An 18,485-nucleotide genomic window follows, 5' to 3' on the forward strand; every position below is an offset into this window, starting at 1 on the left:
GAGAAGGTAAGGAGGGCTTATATGTCTGATACAAAATATGCCTACGCGGTCGCCCGGATCCGGGCACTGGAAAATGGGCTTTTTTCCTCCGCACAGATTGAACAGCTGCTGTCCGTAAAAAGCTACGAGGGGGCACTGCGTTTCCTGACCGAACACGGCTGGGGGGATGCAGACACACCGCTCAGCGCGGAGGCGATCCTGACCCGGGAGAAGACGAAAACCTGGGAGACGGTCCGCGACCTTTTGAAGGGCGACGACGCGATCCTGGCAGTGCTTTCCTACGGGGATCTCTACCACAATTTAAAGGCGGCGATCAAGGATGCGGCGGCGCCGGGCAGCCACGGCAATGTCTATTTTGACGACTGTGAGGTGGACGGCGTGCGGATGGCGAAGATCGTGGCGGAGAAGGACTGGCAGGCGCTTCCGGCACATATGCGGGAGGCGGCGAAGGAAGCCAGCGAGACATTTCTGCATACGAGCGACGGGCAGCTCTGCGATATCATCGTTGACCGGGCGGCGCTCGCAGCTATCTATGAGTGCGGAAAGAATGCGTCCGACGCGATCATCCGCGATTATGCCGAGACGACGGTCGCGGTGGCGGATATCAAGATAGCGGTGCGATCCCAGAAGACAGGAAAACATCTGGATTTTATGCGGCGCGCGATGGCACCGTGCGATAGCTTGAATATCGAGCGCCTGTCACAGGCGGCTCTTGGCGGCGCCGGCGCGATCTGCGAGTATCTGGAAGGAACCCGCTATGCGGGCGGCGCGCAGGCATTAAAGGAATCGCCGTCGGCGTTTGAGCGGTGGTGTGACAATCAGTTGATCGAGACGATCAAGCCGCAGAAATATAACCCGTTTACGGCGGGACCGCTGGTTGCCTATGTGCTGGCGAAGGAAAATGAGATTAAAACGGTCCGTATCATCCTGACCGCCCGTCTGAACGGTCTTGAGGAGGAACAGATTCGGGAAAGGATAAGGGAGATGTATGTATAAGGTTGCAGTAGTCGGAGATTACGACAGCATCTACGGATTTGCGGCGCTGGGACTGGAGACATTTCCGGTGTCCGATGTAAAAGAGACGGAGAAAGTATTTCTGGAACTGGCTTCTGGTTCCTACGCGGTGATCTATATCACCGAGGCGGCGGCTGCCGGGATTGAGGCAGCTATCGACCGCTACCGGGAACAGCCGCTTCCGTCCGTGATCCTGATTCCGGGGATTTCCGGGAATACGGGAAAAGGCGTGGAGTCGGTCAAGCATTCGGTGGAACAGGCAGTTGGATCGGATATTCTGTTTGGAGATGCATGATAGAAAGGTGGGTGAAACCTTCCAATGAGCAAAGGAACGATAAAGAAGGTAGCAGGACCGCTGGTTATCGCCAGCGGGATGCGGGATGCCAATATGTTTGACGTCGTCCGCGTCAGCGACGAACGTCTGATTGGCGAGATCATAGAGATTCACGGAGATGAAGCGTCGATTCAGGTATATGAGGAGACTTCCGGTTTAGGACCTGGCGAGCCGGTAGAGTCGATGGATGTGCCGCTTTCGGTTGAACTGGGACCGGGACTCCTGACGAGTATCTACGATGGAATCCAGCGGCCGCTGGACGATATCATGAAGGAGACGGGCAGCAACAACTTAAAGCGCGGCGTTGAGGTTCCGTCTTTAAAGCGTGATAAGAAATGGCAGTTTGTGCCGACCGTGAAAGCGGGCGACAGCGTGGAAGCAGGCGACATCATCGGTACCGTGCAGGAGACGCTGATCATTGAGCATAAGATTATGGTGCCGTATGGTGTAAAAGGTACCGTCAAAGAGATCAAGAGCGGTGAATTTACGGTGGAGGAAACTGTAGCGGTCATTGAGACGGAAAACGGCGAAAAAGAGCTTACAATGATGCAGAAATGGCCGGTTCGGCGCGGACGTCCGTACCAGACGAAGCTGCCGCCGGTAAAACCGCTGATTACCGGACAGCGTGTCGTTGACGCATTCTTCCCGATCGCCAAGGGCGGCGTGGCAGCCGTACCGGGACCGTTCGGAAGCGGCAAGACCGTCATCCAGCACCAGCTGGCGAAATGGGCGGAAGCGGACATTGTTGTTTACATCGGCTGCGGTGAGCGCGGCAACGAGATGACGGATGTTTTAAATGAGTTCCCGGAGTTAAAGGATCCAAAGACCGGGCACTCCCTGATGCAGCGGACCGTGCTGATTGCCAATACTTCGGATATGCCGGTAGCAGCCCGCGAGGCATCGATTTACACGGGTATCACGATCGCAGAGTATTTCCGCGACATGGGTTATTCGGTGGCACTGATGGCGGATTCCACCTCCCGATGGGCGGAGGCGCTGCGAGAGATGTCGGGACGTCTGGAAGAGATGCCGGGCGAGGAAGGTTATCCGGCCTACTTAGGAAGCCGTCTGGCACAGTTCTATGAGCGTGCCGGTCATGTCATCTGCCTTGGCAGGGACGGACGCGAGGGCGCGCTGTCCGCAATCGGAGCCGTATCCCCGCCAGGCGGCGATATTTCCGAGCCGGTTTCCCAGGCGACGCTGCGTATCGTCAAGGTATTCTGGGGACTCGATTCAGCGCTGGCATACAAGCGCCATTTCCCGGCGATCAACTGGCTGACCAGCTATTCCCTGTATGTGGACAATCTGGGAAAATGGTTTGATGAGAATGTATCGGATGAGTGGATGAGCTGCCGCCAGGGTCTTATGAGCCTTCTGCAGGAAGAGGCAGAGCTGGAGGAGATCGTAAAGATGGTCGGCATGGATGCACTGTCCCCGATCGACCGCCTGAAAATGGAAGCGGCGCGCTCGATCCGTGAGGATTTCCTGCATCAGAACTCCTTCCATGAGATTGACACGTATACACCACTGCAGAAACAGTTCCGCATGATGAAGCTGGTGCTGGCGTTCTATGAGCAGTCGAAGAAAGCGCTGGAAAGCGGCGCTTCCATCCAGAATCTCATCAAGATGCCGGTGCGCGAGCAGATCGGACGTTTTAAATATACGAAGGCAGAAGACGTGGAGAAAGAGTATCAGGCGGTCCTCGATGAACTTGCGAAAGAGGTTGCCGATGCGGCTGGAAAGGGGGCATTCTAAATGCCGAAAGAATATAGAACCATACAGGAGGTTGCAGGTCCTCTGATGCTGGTGCAGGGCGTGGAAAATGTTACCTATGACGAGTTGGGTGAGATCGAGCTGGCGAGCGGCGAAAAGAGACGCTGCAAGGTGCTGGAGATCGACGGCGGCAATGCGCTGGTACAGCTTTTTGAGAGTTCCACGGGTATCAACCTTTCAAATAGTAAGGTGCGTTTTTTAGGCAGAACGATGGAACTTGGCGTATCGGAGGATATGCTGGGACGCGTCTTTGACGGTCTGGGCAATCCAATCGACGGCGGTCCGGAGATCCTGCCGGAGGAACGCCGCGATATCAATGGTCTGCCGATGAACCCGGCGGCGAGAAGCTATCCGCAGGAGTTTATCCAGACGGGTGTTTCCGCGATCGATGGTCTGAATACACTGGTCCGCGGTCAGAAACTGCCGATTTTCTCGGCGTCCGGTCTGCCGCATGCGAATCTGGCAGCCCAGATTGCGAGACAGGCGAAGGTGCGCGGCACGGACGAACCGTTTGCCGTTGTCTTTGCGGCGATGGGTATCACCTTTGAGGAAGCGCATTTCTTTACCGAGAGCTTTAAGGAGACGGGCGCGATCGACCGTACCGTCCTGTTTATCAACCTGGCAAACGATCCGGCGGTTGAGCGTATCGCGACCCCGCGTATGGCGCTGACGGCTGCCGAGTATCTGGCATTTGAGAAAAATATGCACGTTCTCGTTATCCTGACGGATATCACGAACTACGCGGATGCGCTGCGAGAGATTTCGGCTGCCCGCAAGGAAGTTCCGGGACGCCGTGGTTATCCGGGTTATATGTACACGGATCTTGCATCCCTGTATGAGAGAGCCGGACGCCAGAGAGGCAAGAATGGTTCGATCACGATGATTCCGATCTTAACCATGCCAGAGGATGACAAGACGCACCCGATCCCGGACTTAACCGGATATATTACCGAGGGACAGATTATCTTAAGCCGTGATCTGTACCGCAAGGGCATCACACCGCCGATTGACGTACTTCCGTCGCTGTCCCGTCTGAAAGATAAGGGAATCGGCGAGGGCAAGACGCGTGCCGACCATTCTAACACCTTAAACCAGCTCTTTGCGGCGTATGCGCGCGGCAAGGAAGCGAAGGAACTCATGGTGATCCTGGGCGAGGCGGCATTGTCCGATGTTGACTTAATCTATGCAAAATTTGCGGACGCCTTTGAAAAAGAATATGTTTCCCAGGGCTACAATACGGACCGCGATATCGAGGAGACGCTGCGGATTGGCTGGAAACTGCTTTCCATCCTGCCGAGAAGCGAGCTGAAACGTATCGATGAGAAGTATCTGGATCTGTATTATGGGAAAGAGTAAAAATGCCTGTGCATGGCGGATGCGCTTGAAAACGAAGGTGGCGTGTCATAACGCGGCTGCGGGAGCTGGCGGATCTGTCGTGACAAAGTGATTGCAGGAGAGAGGTGGTACGCATGGCATCGACACAGGTCAACCCGACCCGAATGGAGCTTACGAGGCTGAAAAAGAAGCTGGCGACAGCCACGCGGGGACATAAACTGCTGAAGGATAAGCGGGATGAGCTGATGCGCCAGTTCCTGGATCTGGTCCGGGAAAATATGGCGCTGCGCCAGAAAGTGGAGGCGGGCATCCGGAGTGCAAATGTGAATTTCGTCATCGCTAAAGCCGGGATGTCCGAGCAGGCGTTAAATACCGCGCTTGCCGCGCCGAAACAGGCGGTTTATCTGGAAGCAGACAAGAAAAACGTAATGAGCGTCGATATTCCGGTGTTCCATTATAAGACCCGGACGGCGGATGAGAACGATATTTACTCGTATGGATTTGCGTTTACTTCGAGCGATCTGGACGGGGCAGTCAAGTCGCTGGCGGACATTCTGCCGGATATGCTGCGGCTGTCCGAGACAGAGAAAGCCTGCCAGCTCATGGCAGCCGAGATCGAGAAAACGCGCCGGAGAGTCAATGCGCTGGAACACGTAATTATTCCGGAGGCGCGCAAAAATATCAAATATATCACGATGAAGCTGGATGAAAATGAGAGAAGCACGCAGATCCGCCTGATGAAGGTGAAGGATATGATGCTGGAGGAGAAGCATCATTATAAGGAGAAGCGGGAGCTTTGTTCGTGATGATGAAAATGCCTCTTCTGGCGGCTTTAGGGCTGTCAGGGGAGGTTTTTTGCACATAGTTGTGAAAATGACGGGACGAGCCCACGAGGTTCGAACCGCCCTTTCGATATACCTTTGTTCGCTTGCTTTCACTATAGATGTTCGCCCATGACGGACTGCGTCCGCCCTGTTCGGACACCTGTGTTCAAGATGCGTACAAAGATATATGAAAGGCGGTTCGGACCTCGCGGGCTCGTCCCTGTGTATTGGAAAAATAAAAGAGACAGAAAAAAGTAAAGTATTTATTGGAAATATTTGGTAGAATAGGAGGAAATGAGGGGAGGAATTTTGCATGGCAAAGCAGGTACAGAGGGTGATCGGCTGGGTGGCAGCATTTCTTTTGGCGGTGGGGATGTTGTTCCTGCCGGTTTCGAAGGCGTATGCGGGTCCGGTATCGGGCGGCAGTCCTGGAAGTGGAGAGATGAGAGGTGTCTGGGTTTCGTATCTGGACTGGAATGGATGGGCGAAGGATGAGGCTGGATATAAGAAAGCGATGGATCAGACACTGGACCTCTGTGTACAGAAGGGGTTAAATGCGGTTTTCCTACAGGTTCGCCCGGATGGAGATGCGATGTATCCGTCACAGTATTTCCCGTGGTCGAAATTTGCCTCTGGAAAACAGGGAAAGAATCCGGGGTATGATCCGCTGGCATATGCGGTGCAGGCGGCGCATCAGCGGGGCTTGCAGCTTCATGCGTGGATCAATCCGTACCGTATCACGGGGTATCTGAACCGTTATTCGGATCTGTGTGCGTCAAATCCGGCGATCGCGTGGGCGAAGGACGGGGACAGTTCGAATGACCGGTGGGTATTGTGCCAGAATGGTGAGTATTATTACAATCCGGCGATTCCGCAGGTGCGCCAGCTGATTATTGACGGTGTGAAAGAGATCGTGACGAATTATGAGGTGGACGGCATCCATTTTGATGATTATTTCTATCCGAATCTCGATGACAGCAAGGCGGAAACATGGTTTGATTATCCGGAGTACCAGGCGGGCGGCACATCGCTGAGTGTGGCGGCGTGGAGACGGAATAATGTCAATGAGCTGGTAAGGGGCGTTTACAGTGCGGTCAAGTCGATCCGTCCGCAGGCATTGTTCGGTATCAGCCCGGAGGGATATTTACAGAACCTCCGAAAAGATACCCGCCAGTTTACAGATGTGGATGCGTGGATGACCCAGAGCGGCTATGTGGATTACCTGATGCCGCAGATTTACTGGGGATTTGAGGCGAAGCAGAACGGCCAGGCAGCGGGCTATGCGTTTGCAAACTGCCTGAATGAGTGGGTGACGCTGAAAAAGAAGGGCAATGTGAAGCTGTATGTCGGTCTGGCGCTCTATAAGACCGGAACAGATGCAGTGGACGGCAACGAGGTGCCGGAGTGGCAGCGGTATCATGATATCATGAAGCGCGAGGTGCAGGCCGGACGGGCAACCGGACAGGTGAGCGGTTACTGCTTCTATGATTTATCGTCCCTGACGCGTGCGGCGGCAGCGGAGGAAGTGGCGAATGTGACGGCGCTGTTCCATTAAGTGCTCCATGATAGTTACTGTTCACGCATACGTGCCCAGTAACGGAATTTGCCGTGGCTTCGCATTTAATTGTGGAAATGGAAACCCCTGTGGATGATTGCAACCACAGGGGTTCTGTGCTATACTGGACATACGATTGCAGTAAAAATGTTGTTGTTTACATAATGTTCAGATGGCAGCAAATATACGGACGAGGAGAGGGCAGATGAAAAAAACAGCACTTGTCATTATGGCAGCCGGAATCGGAAGCCGTTTTGGCGGAGGGATCAAACAGCTGGAGCCGGTGGGTCCGAATGGGGAGATCATTATGGATTACTCCATCCATGACGCGCTGGAAGCTGGATTTGACCGGATTATCTTTGTGATCCGTCATGATTTGGAAGAGGACTTCAAAGAAGTGATCGGGAACCGGATTGAGAAGATTGCGCCGGTGACATACGCATTCCAGGAGCTTTCGGATGTACCGGAGGGATTCAGTGTCCCGGCAGACCGGAAAAAACCGTGGGGAACTGGACAGGCGATTTTGAGCATACGCGGACTGGTCGAAGAGCCATTCCTGGTGATCAATGCGGATGATTATTATGGAAAAGAAGTGTTTCGAAAGATTCATACATACATGGTGGAACAGATGGACGTGAACGCACCGGTGTATGATATCTGCATGGGCGGCTTTATTCTGGCAAATACGCTCAGCGAGAACGGCGGCGTGACACGCGGCGTCTGTGAGGTGGGCGAGGGAGAGATTTTAAAACGCGTAACCGAAACCTACAATATCCAGAAGACAGCGGACGGCATGACGGCGACGGACAAAGAGGGGAATCCGGTTTCGGTACAGGAGAACCAGCATGTATCGATGAATATGTGGGGACTCACACCGGGCTTTGTGGAGGAGCTGGAAAAAGGATTTCCAGAGTTTCTTGCGGGTCTGAAAGAGGGCGACGTGAAGTCGGAGTACCTGCTTCCGACGATCATCGATCAGATGATCCACGACGGGCGCGCAAGGGTGAAACTTCTGGAGACGCACGACTGCTGGTTTGGTGTGACCTACCGTGAGGATAAGGAGAGCGTGACGGAGTCGATCCGGGCGCTGATCCGTGAGGGCGTGTACCCGGAAAAACTGTTTTGATAATTTGAGGAACAGTTTAAAGAAACAGAATTATTTAAAAAGATAAAACATCATGAGAACGATACTGCGAAATGGAACAGCTGATTCGGCTGTGCAGAGGATAACGTGAAAAACGGTACGTGAGAATAACATGATACGCATAAATCCTGCATAGGATACCATGTAAGCCTTGAATTAAGGGGGAATGGCAGTCCGATGCAGGATTTTGCATATTTTAAGAGTCTTTATCCGGCTGCATGTAAGCAGATGCAGCTTTGCGTGGAAGCGGTCTGTGATGAGCTGGAGTATGAGGGGAGTCCCATCTATGATGAATATCCGGATCGGATCTTTCTGGAAAAACTGACAAAACGGGCACTGGAAAAATGGCAGAAAGTTTATCCGGCTGGAACGGAAAGGACGGATACACTGACGACCTATATGAAGGCGGCGGACGTGGGCACCGTATCCACAGAAGAAGGAACGGCGATGGTGGAAAATTCCCTGAAAATAGATTCTCCTGGTGGAGAAAGAGAAGAGAATCTGGCGGGAACCAGCATACAGCCGCATCTTCCTGGAAATGATGTATGGTATGGACCACTTCGGGGCGAACAGAAGGGCGGAAACGCTGGATATATGGTGTGGGAGGCGGATGAGCCGAATCTGACCGCGCAGGAGCGCCGTCCATGGAGTCCGCCGCCGGGACCGCGTCCGGGAGGACCGGGAAATCCATGGGGACCGCCGCCCCCGCCGCCGGGACCGCGCCCGGGAGGACCGGGAAATCCGTGGGGCCCGCCGCCCCCGCCGCCGGGACCGCGTCCGGGGAGACCGGGGAATCCGTGGGGAGCGCCGCTTCAGGATTTTCTTCAGGTTTTATTAATGAATGAGCTGCAGGAGCGAAGACGGTGTCGGAAGTGCTGAAATGGCAATTTTCAGGTGTAAATTTTCTGAATTAAAATGCGGTAACACCCAGTTGTGACAACGAATTTTACCGATTTGGAAATACTGTTCACGGGTAGGCACTTTTGGAACCGAAAGTGCCGTAAGAAAACGTGGTGGCAGCAGGAATTTGCCGTATTTAAATGCGAAGCCACGGCAAATTCCGTTACTGGGCACGTATGCGTGAACAGTAACACAATCGGAGTTCTTACAAATCATAGAAATTCTGGAATTTGGAGCCTGCTTGTGTTATACTGAAACAAAGGCTGCCGCCGGGACAGATGGGTGCCTGCGGCAGTTTTTGGCGTGCATGACAAAACGGAAACAGTTCGGCGGGTAGATTTTCCTGTACCTGTGAAGATACGGAACTGGTATGGTGGAGCGATAAAAGGAATTGATTTGATATATGAAGAAAAACCTGAAAAAGATACTGATTTTACTGATCTTATTTGTGCTGGCAGCAGTCGGTTATTTTACCTGGTCCTGGATGCAGCTGCGGGAGGATGGGGCAGTCTATACCTCGATTGAGGACGCGAACCTTCCAGTCGCTTATGTGAATATTCTGGGGCGGCGGATGAACGAGCTGGACGGTTTCGTGGAGGACAGCCAGAAAGCGGCTGGACGCGGGGATCTGACGCTGCTTCCGGCAGACCGGAAACTGTCGGTGACGATCGACAAGCTGGACTCCCAGATTACGGGGATGCAGTATGAGATCCGCAGTCTGGACGGCGAACGTCTGGTAGAACGGACAACGCTTGACCACTGGGAACAGTCAGGGGAAGAGGTTTCTGCGGAGCTTCCGATCCAGAACCTTCTGACGGAGGAAAGCGAATACCGCTTAACGATTGCGATCGCGACGGAAAAGCACCCGGCGATCTATTTTTACACGCGCGTGATGTGGCAGCAGGAGAGCCGTGTGCAGGAGATGGTCGATCTGGCGGTGTCCTTTTCTGAAAAGACGTTTGATTATGATTCAGCGAGGGAGCTGACGACCTATCTGGAGACGGATCCGAATGCGGACAACAGTTCGTTGGGACATGTGACGTTAAAAAGTGATTTCAGCCAGCTGACCTGGAAAGGGCTTTCGATGGAGCGGGTCAGCGAACCGGAAATTCATCTGCGGGAGCTGCAGGGCATCATTGGGACGATCGATTTAAAGTATGCTGTAAGTGAGATGAAGGATGGCAAGGCGGCTGCTTATTACGATGTGATCGAGAGCTTCACGATGAAGCTGGGCGCACAGCGCATCTACATGATGAATTATGACCGCCGCGCGGACCAGATTTTTACGGGGGAGAGCAGCGCCTATTCTGGCGACCGGATTCAGCTGGGGGTTTCGGATGCGGAGGATCTGCAGTCAATGCAGGATGAAGCGGGGAAATACCGTGCCTTTGTGGCAAACCGGGCGCTCTGGATTTATGATACAGGAAAAAAAGAGAGCACAAAGGTATTTGCGTTCCGCAAGAGCGAGAATGATACGAGGGTCAATTATGATACCTACGGAATCAAGATTCTGGATGTGAGCGAGGCAGGCCAGATTGATTTTGCCGTGTACGGCTATATGAGCCGCGGTAACCACGAGGGAACGACGGGAATCGCGCTGTACCGCTATGAGAGTGCGGGAAATGCCCTGACAGAGCGGCTGTATCTGCCGGCATCGACCGATTACGGCAACCTGCGCCAGGATATCAACCAGCTGTGCTACTTAAGCGGCGGGCAGACGTTGTATGTGCTGATGAACCATGCGGTTTACAGTGTCGATCTGACGGGAAAAGAGTACATGGTGGTGGCAGATGGCCTGACGGAGGAAAATTTTGCAGTCAGCACGGATGCCTCCCGGATTGCGTGGCAGGATGGGGCGGATATTTACCGTTCGACCAAGCTGCATGTCATGAATCTGGAGACGGGCAAGAAGGATGAGATTTCCTTCCCGGATCAGACCGTGATCCGGCTGATCGGATTTGTCGGAACCGACTTAGTCTACGGGCTTGCCCATCCGAACGAGCAGCTTACGATGGACGGACGCGTGACGGGGCTTCCGCTGTATGCGGTCGAGATCGTTGGCAGCAATATGGAGATGGAGACCCGCTATGAGAAGCCGGGCGTCAGCCTGGTGGATGTGCGGATTCAGGACAGCCGGGTTCATCTGTCACGGATGCGCCAGATAGGAAGCGGCTATCAGCCGATGGACGAGGACACGCTGGTCTGTAATGAGGAAGTGTCGAAAGATCCACTGGATGGAATCGCTACGTTAAATGACAGTGCAAAGGGGCGTCTCTACTGCGTCAAGCTGGATGCAGGCAAGACGGCACGGAGCACGAAGGTGCATGTTCCGAAGCAGGTGGCAGCAGAAGAAAATGATGTGATTGTGCTTCAGAACAATGGCGCGGCTGCACAGCGGATTTACAGTGCCTACAGCGAGGGACGCCTGAAAGGCTCGTATGCGGAATTTTCCAGCGCGGTGCAGGCAGCTTACGATGGCATGGGACTCGTAACGGATGAAAATGACCGGGTTGTCTGGGTGAGAGCAAACCGGAGCGACGCGAAGACGATCCGAGACGTCCAGAATATGGCGGGAACCGTCAGCCGCTATCTGTCGGATATGGCGGACGGAAAGACGACCTCCTCGGATGGCACAGAGTTAATCGACGCACGCGGGCTGACGCTGAACCAGATTCTCTACTTTGTCTACGCGGGCATGCCGGTGGTGGCATATCTGGGAGACGGAAGCTATGGTCTGATCTGTGGATACGACGCGTACAACATCTCCTGTCTCTGGTATCCGGGCACGGAATTTGCCTACACGGATAAGATGGGACTCAACGATGCAGCGGCATTTTTCGAGGGAAACGGAGGCAATGATTTCATTTGTTTCCTTTCCAATTAAGGGAAAAACGGAAATTACTGTTCACGGGTAGGCACTTTTGGAACCGAAAGTGCCGTAAGAAAACGTGGTGGCAGCAGGAATTTGCCGTATTAAAATGCGAAGCCACGGCAAATTCCATTATTGGGCACATATGCGTGAACCATAATAAACGGAAAGCCAGTGCTTTACAAATTGAGATGTTATGATATAATCATGTAGATAACATGATATAAATTTAAGAAAATATTAAAGATTTGAGGCGCCGTCTGGCGCGTGTAAGTATCGTAAGATAATAGATTTTGAGGTGCAGAATGGAACAATTTATTATGAAGGGCGGAAATCCGCTGGTAGGCGAAGTGACTATCAGCGGAGCGAAGAATGCGGCGCTGGGAATCTTGGCGGCATCGATTCTGACTGACGAGGATGTTTTAATAGAAAATCTGCCGGACGTGCGTGATATCAACGTGTTTCTGGAGGCTGTTTCGGAGATTGGCGCGATGGTAGACCGGATTGACCGGCACACTGTCCGCATCAATGCGAAGGGGATTCATGCGATCCATGTGGATGACGAGTACATCCGCCGGATCCGAGCTTCCTACTATTTTATTGGCGCCCTGCTTGGCAAGTATAAAAGCGCACAGGTTCCGCTTCCGGGCGGATGCAACATCGGCAGCCGTCCGATCGACCAGCATTTAAAGGGCTTCCGTGCCCTCGGTGCGAAGGTACAGGTGGAAAATGGCGCGGTGCTCGCACATGCGATTGATTTAGTTGGTACCCATATTTATCTGGATATGGTGTCGGTCGGCGCGACGATCAATATCATGATGGCAGCGACGCTGGCAGAGGGCGAGACGATCATCGAGAATCCGGCGAAAGAACCGCATGTCGTCGATGTGGCGAACTTCTTAAACAGCATGGGAGCCAATGTCAAGGGTGCCGGAACCGACGTGATCCGCATCCGCGGCGTCCACAAGCTGCATGGAACCGAATATTCGATCATCCCGGACCAGATCGAGGCAGGTACATTTATGTGTGCGGCAGCGATCACCCGCGGCGACGTGATGGTACAGAATGTCATTCCGAAGCATCTGGAAGCAATTTCTGCGAAGCTTATCGAGATGGGCTGTGAGGTGACGGAGTTTGATGAGGCGGTTCGTGTTGTGGGACGCCCGAGCCATGTGCATACCGATATCAAGACACTTCCGTATCCGGGATTTCCGACTGATATGCAGCCGCAGATCACCGTGACACTGGCACTGGCAGAGGGAACCAGTGTGGTGACCGAGAGTATTTTTGAAAACCGTTTTAAATATGTGGACGAACTTGCCCGCATGGGTGGACGTATCAAGGTTGAGGGCAATACCGCGATTATTACCGGCGTGAAGAAGCTGACCGGAGCACAGGTGGAGGCACCAGATCTGCGCGCAGGCGCTGCCCTGGTCATTGCGGGGCTGGCAGCGGAAGGATATACGACTGTCGATGAGATCGGTTATATCCAGAGAGGCTATGAGCATTTTGAGAAGAAGCTGCAGGGACTTGGCGCGGTGATCGAGAAAGTCGATTCCGAGAAAGAGGCGCAGAAGTTCAGACTCAAAGTGGGCTGATAAAAAAGAATGCGGTGTCACATATTGCTTGACAGACACCGCGGAGTATGTTATCGTACTGTTGAAACTTTTAACAATTAAAAAGTTCGTATATATCCCTTATTCAGAGTGATGGAGATACAAAGGATCTATGAAGTCACGGCAACCCCGTTACATGGGACTGAAAATTGGTCTCAGCAGGGAACGGAAGGTGCCAGCCTGAGCGAGGAACCGGGAGATCGGTTTATCGAGCAATAAGAGGAGTTGATCGAGATAATCAAGTCCGTGTTGCTGCGGACTTTTTTTATGTCTTACGACAAACTTATCAAAGGAGGAAATATGGAGAGATTACTTTTTACATCTGAATCAGTAACCGAAGGACATCCGGATAAAATGTGTGATCAGATTTCCGATGCGATTCTGGACGCGCTCTTAGAGCAGGATCCGATGAGCCGTGTGGCTTGTGAGACGGCGACGACAACCGGTCTGGTTATGGTTATGGGCGAGATCACAACGAAAGGCTATGTGGACATCCAGAAGGTAGTCCGCAATACCGTTCGTGAGATCGGTTATGACCGTGCGAAATACGGTTTTGACTGTGATACCTGCGGCGTGATCGTGGCACTGGATGAGCAGTCCCCGGATATCGCGATGGGAGTTGATAAAGCGCTGGAGGCAAAAGAGAACAAGATGACCGACGAGGAGCTGGAGGCAATCGGTGCCGGCGATCAGGGTATGATGTTTGGTTATGCGACCAACGAAACGGATGAATATATGCCATATCCGATTTATCTGGCACACAAACTGGCACGCCAGCTGACCAAGGTCCGCAAAGACGGAACCCTGCGCTACCTGCGCCCGGACGGCAAGACACAGGTAACCGTAGAGTACGATGAGAACGGCAAACCATCCCGTCTGGATGCAGTGGTTCTTTCCACCCAGCATGACGAGGAAGTAACCCAGGAGCAGATCCATAAGGATATTAAAAAATATGTATTTGACGAGATTCTGCCGGCAGAGATGGTTGATGAGAATACAAAATTCTTTATCAATCCGACCGGACGTTTCGTTATCGGCGGTCCGCACGGAGACAGCGGCCTGACCGGACGTAAGATCATTGTGGACACCTACGGCGGCATGGCGCGTCACGGCGGCGGCGCATTCTCCGGAAAAGACTGCACAAAAGTGGATCGTTCTGCTGCATACGCAGCCCGCTATGTTGCGAAAAACATCGTAGCAGCCGGACTGGCAGACAGATGTGAGATTCAGCTTTCCTATGCGATCGGTGTTGCACAGCCGACCTCCATCATGGTAGATACATTCGGAACCAGCAAGTTGCGTGAGGATCAGCTGGTTGAGATGATCCGCAAGCACTTTGACCTGCGTCCGGCTGGCATCATCAAGATGCTTGACCTGCGCCGCCCGATCTACAAACAGACGGCTGCATACGGACATTTCGGCCGCGACGATCTGGATCTTCCGTGGGAGAAGCTGGATAAGGTGGATGAATTAAAGGCGTATCTGTAAGAGTTGGAAACACTGCAGGGATATCTGCCCGTAAAAAATCATAAGATCAGAACGAGGGGGCTGCCGCTTTTGCGGCAGTCTCTTTTATTACACAAAAAGGCACATGCTTTTTTATTTATAATACTTTTAGAGACGTAATCTGCAAAATATGATACACTATTTGTGGAAGATATCAGGAGCAAAAGCGCAGAAGTCCGACGCAGTTTTGCGGGAGAATTTTTGTAGGGGCAATCTGGTATCAGACCGGGCAATGACTGGAGGAAATAGGATGAAGATACGCACACGTCTGGCGATTGCTTTTGTGACGATTACGGTCGTTCCGATTGTGCTCATATTTGTGGCGGCGTTCGGACTCGTAAACTATCAGGAGCATCTGTTTCAGAAAACATACGGGCTGTCGGAGCAGATCGATCTGCTCTCCGGCAATCAGACACAGGTGTTTAACCGGCTGACGCAGGGAATACAGGAGGAGATCCGCGAGGCGGTCGGGGAAAATACAGATTTATTTGAAGAACCGGCTTATTTGAGCAAGGTCAATGAAGAACTGCGCGATAAATATTCGTATCTGGTCATCCGCAAGGGCAAGGACATCACATTCTGCGGAAGCGAGGATGGACGAGAGCTCTGCGAACGGCTGGCGCCGTACGGTGATCAGGGAAGTATGGCAGGCAGTATTTACATGGATGGCGAGGAACAGCATCTGGTCAAACAGATCGATTTCCGGTTTTCAGATGATTCACAGGGCAGTGTGTTCATCGTGACGAACGTCGGGAATTATGTGCCGGAGATCAAGGCGCTGCTCGGAGAGATGCTGCTTCTCGGCGTGCTGATCATCAGTTTTATGGGCGGTCTGCTGATCATGTGGATCTACCGTTCTCTGCTGCGTCCGCTGCACAAGCTGCAGGAGGCGACCAAGCAGATCCGGGATGGAAATCTGGACTTTACGCTCGATGTGGATGATGAAGATGAGATCGGAATGCTCTGCCAGGATTTCGAGGAGATGCGTCTGCGTCTCAAGGAATCGCAGGAAGAAAAACTCCAGTACGACAAGGAGAGCAAAGAGCTGATCAGCAATATTTCCCATGATCTGAAGACTCCGATCACGGCGATCAAGGGGTATGTGGAAGGTATTCAGGATGGCGTGGCTTCTTCACCTGAGAAATTGAATAAATATATTCGGACGATTTATAATAAAGCAAACGATATGGATCGATTGATTGACGAGTTGACATTCTATTCGAAGATTGATACGAACAAGATTCCGTACAACTTTTCAAAGATCAATGTGGCGGAATATTTTGGTGATTGTGTTGAGGAAGTTGGTCTGGATATGGAGACGCGTGGCATCGAGCTGGGATATTTCAACTATGTGGACGAGGATGTGGTCGTGATCGCGGACGCGGAGCAGATGAAGCGAGTGATCAACAACATTATCGGAAATTCGCTCAAATATCTGGACAAGAAAAAGGGTATTTTAAATATCCGCATCAAGGATGACGGCGATTTTATCCAGGTCATCATCGAGGACAACGGAAAGGGAATCGCGGCGAAAGATCTGCCGTATATTTTCGACCGTTTCTACCGGACGGATTCGTCGAGAAATTCGTCCAAGGGCGGCAGCGGCATCGGGCTTTCGATCGTAAAGAAGATTATCGAAGATCACGGCGGACGCATCTGGGCGACCAGCAAGGAAGGCATCGGAACGGAGATCCATTTCGTTTTGCGCAAGTATGTCGGGGCATAGTGATTTGAAGTTTGGTCGTTTAAATAAAAACAGCAGGAGGAATTCACAGATGAGCAGAATATTAATCGTAGAAGACGAGGAGAGTATTGCAGAGCTGGAAAAAGATTATCTGGAGCTTTCTGGTTTTGAGGTTGAGATAGAAAATAATGGAGAAACGGGACTGAAACGTGGCATGGAGGAAGATTTTGACCTTCTGATTCTTGATCTGATGCTGCCGGGGGTCGATGGCTTCGAGATCTGCAAGAAGATCCGGGAAGTAAAAAACACACCGATCATCATGGTATCTGCGAAAAAGGACGATATTGACAAGATCCGCGGTCTGGGACTGGGCGCGGACGATTATATCACGAAACCATTCAGTCCGAGCGAGATGGTGGCGCGTGTCAAGGCGCATCTGGCGCGTTATGAGCGCCTGATCGGCAGCGGTATGCCGGAAAACGAGATCATCGAGATCCGGGGACTCAAGATTGATAAGACTGCCCGTCGCGTTTACATCAACGGCGAGGAGAAGAACTTCACGACGAAGGAATTTGACCTGCTGACTTTTTTAGCACAGAACCCGAACCATGTATTTACCAAGGAAGAACTCTTCCGCGAGATCTGGGATATGGAGTCGTTGGGAGATATCGCGACGGTTACCGTGCATATTAAGAAGATCCGTGAGAAGATCGAGTTCAACACGGCAAAACCGCAGTATATTGAGACGATATGGGGCGTTGGATACCGGTTTAAAGTCTGATGACTGGGTAAGCCACATAAAAACGACCCTTGGGAAACGCAAACAGGAGCGCTTTCCAAGGGCCGTTTTATATTTCATAAGAAATTGCGTCCTATGAAATATAAAAGTTATTGTTCACGGGTAGGCACTTTTGGAACCGAAAGTGCCGTAAGAAAACGTGGTGGCAGCAGGAATTTGCCGTATTTAAATGCGAAGCCACGGCAAATTCCGTTACTGGGCACGTATGCGTGAACAGTAACATATAAAACGCTCCGCGAGGATGCGCACTCGCGCGAAGCAGAAACATGTCGCAAGCGACCGCGCGAGACGCCCGAATGTGCCAAGGCACATTCTTTTTCATCCCAACAGGATTTGGTTTGCCCGCTTCAGATCGTTCTCGTCCGGGATACGGATGTCGGACAGGGAATAGGGAATGCCAAGCGTTTCCCATTTATAGATGCCGAGTGTGTGGTAGGGGAGAATTTCTACCTTTTCCACATTTGAAAGTGTGTCCAGAAATGCACGGATTCCATGCAGGTTGGCCGGATCATCGGTAATGCCGGGGACTAAAACATGCCGGACCCACATGGGCTTAAGAATCTGGTCTAAAAACCGGGCAAAGGAAAGAATGGATTCGTTGGAGTGCCCAGTCAGAAGACGATGTTTTTCCGGATCGATGTGTTTCAGATCCAGAATAACAAGATCGGTGTGCTCTAAAAGCGTGGTCAGGCGGGAAAAGAAAGGTTCGGCGGTGGTAAATGGCTGTCCCGCGGTGTCCAGTGTGGTGTGAATGTGCTGTTCTTTGGCAAGCTGGAAAAATTCACATAAAAAGTCAGCTTGAAGGAGCGGTTCTCCGCCGCTGACGGTGATGCCGCCGCCCCCGCGCCAGTAACTCCGGTAGCGGAGTGCCTGGCGAAGAAGTGCTTCCGGGGTGATTTCCTGCGAACCGGTGTGTTTAGATGGACAAGAAACACCTTTGGAAAGAGCGGATGCGCCGGAAGTGCGGGTGGAGGCGTCCGGGAGGGGAAGTCCCTTTGGCAGTACCCATGTATCCGGATTGTGACAGTAGCGGCAGCGCATGAGACAGCCCTGCATGAATACCACGAAGCGGACACCGGGACCGTCTACGGAGCCGAAGGTATCGATGGAATGAATATAACCGGTATGCATC

Annotated in this window: 14 protein-coding genes and 1 riboswitch; of the genes, 13 read left to right on the forward strand and 1 reads right to left on the reverse strand. The window is 52.4% G+C overall.

Going from position 1 to position 18,485, the window contains the following annotated elements:
- Positions 1-21: 21 nt before the first annotated feature.
- The 13 genes from PUQ60_RS00830 (at position 22) to PUQ60_RS00890 (ending at position 17,335) form a co-directional block, all read left to right on the forward strand.
- Positions 22-996 (forward strand): V-type ATPase subunit, encoded by a 975-nt coding sequence (locus tag PUQ60_RS00830; protein WP_022358665.1) that lies wholly within the window; start codon positions 22-24, stop codon positions 994-996.
- A complete protein-coding gene (locus PUQ60_RS00835) occupies positions 989-1,309 on the forward strand; it encodes a V-type ATP synthase subunit F (protein WP_273380480.1) in 321 nt (106 codons plus the stop codon). The genes PUQ60_RS00830 and PUQ60_RS00835 overlap by 8 nt, the downstream gene beginning before the upstream one ends.
- 24 nt (positions 1,310-1,333) lie before the next feature.
- Positions 1,334-3,103, forward strand: a complete 1,770-nt coding sequence (locus PUQ60_RS00840) for a V-type ATP synthase subunit A (protein ID WP_022358663.1) — start codon at positions 1,334-1,336, stop codon at positions 3,101-3,103.
- Positions 3,104-4,477, forward strand: a complete 1,374-nt coding sequence (locus PUQ60_RS00845) for a V-type ATP synthase subunit B (protein ID WP_022358662.1) — start codon at positions 3,104-3,106, stop codon at positions 4,475-4,477.
- 113 nt (positions 4,478-4,590) lie between these two features.
- Positions 4,591-5,262 carry a V-type ATP synthase subunit D gene (locus PUQ60_RS00850; RefSeq protein ID WP_022358661.1) on the forward strand — a complete coding sequence of 224 codons (672 nt, stop codon included), beginning with the start codon at positions 4,591-4,593 and terminating at the stop codon, positions 5,260-5,262.
- A 331-nt stretch (positions 5,263-5,593) separates the two neighbouring features.
- On the forward strand, positions 5,594-6,835 hold the full coding sequence (locus PUQ60_RS00855; RefSeq protein WP_273380484.1) for a family 10 glycosylhydrolase: 1,242 nt from the start codon (positions 5,594-5,596) through the stop codon (positions 6,833-6,835).
- 205 nt (positions 6,836-7,040) lie between these two features.
- Entirely contained in the window at positions 7,041-7,961 is a 921-nt protein-coding gene (locus tag PUQ60_RS00860) for an NTP transferase domain-containing protein (protein WP_022358659.1), read from the forward strand.
- A 195-nt stretch (positions 7,962-8,156) separates the two neighbouring features.
- Entirely contained in the window at positions 8,157-8,858 is a 702-nt protein-coding gene (locus tag PUQ60_RS00865; protein ID WP_227589442.1) for a hypothetical protein, read from the forward strand.
- Between the two features lie 424 nt (positions 8,859-9,282).
- On the forward strand, positions 9,283-11,763 hold the full coding sequence (locus PUQ60_RS00870; RefSeq protein ID WP_273378940.1) for a hypothetical protein: 2,481 nt from the start codon (positions 9,283-9,285) through the stop codon (positions 11,761-11,763).
- A gap of 290 nt (positions 11,764-12,053) precedes the next feature.
- Complete coding sequence (locus PUQ60_RS00875) at positions 12,054-13,346, forward strand: UDP-N-acetylglucosamine 1-carboxyvinyltransferase (RefSeq protein WP_022359474.1); 1,293 nt, start codon at positions 12,054-12,056, stop codon at positions 13,344-13,346.
- A gap of 96 nt (positions 13,347-13,442) precedes the next feature.
- Positions 13,443-13,586: riboswitch (SAM riboswitch) on the forward strand.
- A 78-nt stretch (positions 13,587-13,664) separates the two neighbouring features.
- The gene (metK, locus tag PUQ60_RS00880; protein ID WP_022359473.1) at positions 13,665-14,852 is read left to right on the forward strand and encodes a methionine adenosyltransferase; all 1,188 of its coding nucleotides are present in this window, start codon (positions 13,665-13,667) and stop codon (positions 14,850-14,852) included.
- A 268-nt stretch (positions 14,853-15,120) separates the two neighbouring features.
- Positions 15,121-16,596, forward strand: coding sequence for a HAMP domain-containing sensor histidine kinase (locus tag PUQ60_RS00885; RefSeq protein ID WP_273378950.1), 1,476 nt, complete (start codon positions 15,121-15,123; stop codon positions 16,594-16,596).
- 49 nt (positions 16,597-16,645) lie between these two features.
- A complete protein-coding gene (locus tag PUQ60_RS00890) occupies positions 16,646-17,335 on the forward strand; it encodes a response regulator transcription factor (RefSeq protein ID WP_022359471.1) in 690 nt (229 codons plus the stop codon).
- A gap of 336 nt (positions 17,336-17,671) precedes the next feature.
- Here PUQ60_RS00890 and PUQ60_RS00895 read toward each other — a convergent pair whose 3' ends face one another.
- Positions 17,672-18,484, reverse strand: a complete 813-nt coding sequence (locus PUQ60_RS00895) for a radical SAM protein (protein ID WP_273378953.1) — start codon at positions 18,482-18,484, stop codon at positions 17,672-17,674.
- Position 18,485 lies beyond the last annotated feature (1 nt).

It is taken from the genome of Clostridium sp. AF02-29 (assembly GCF_934835585.1).
Classification (GTDB): Bacteria; Bacillota; Clostridia; order Lachnospirales; family Lachnospiraceae; genus Otoolea; species Otoolea fessa.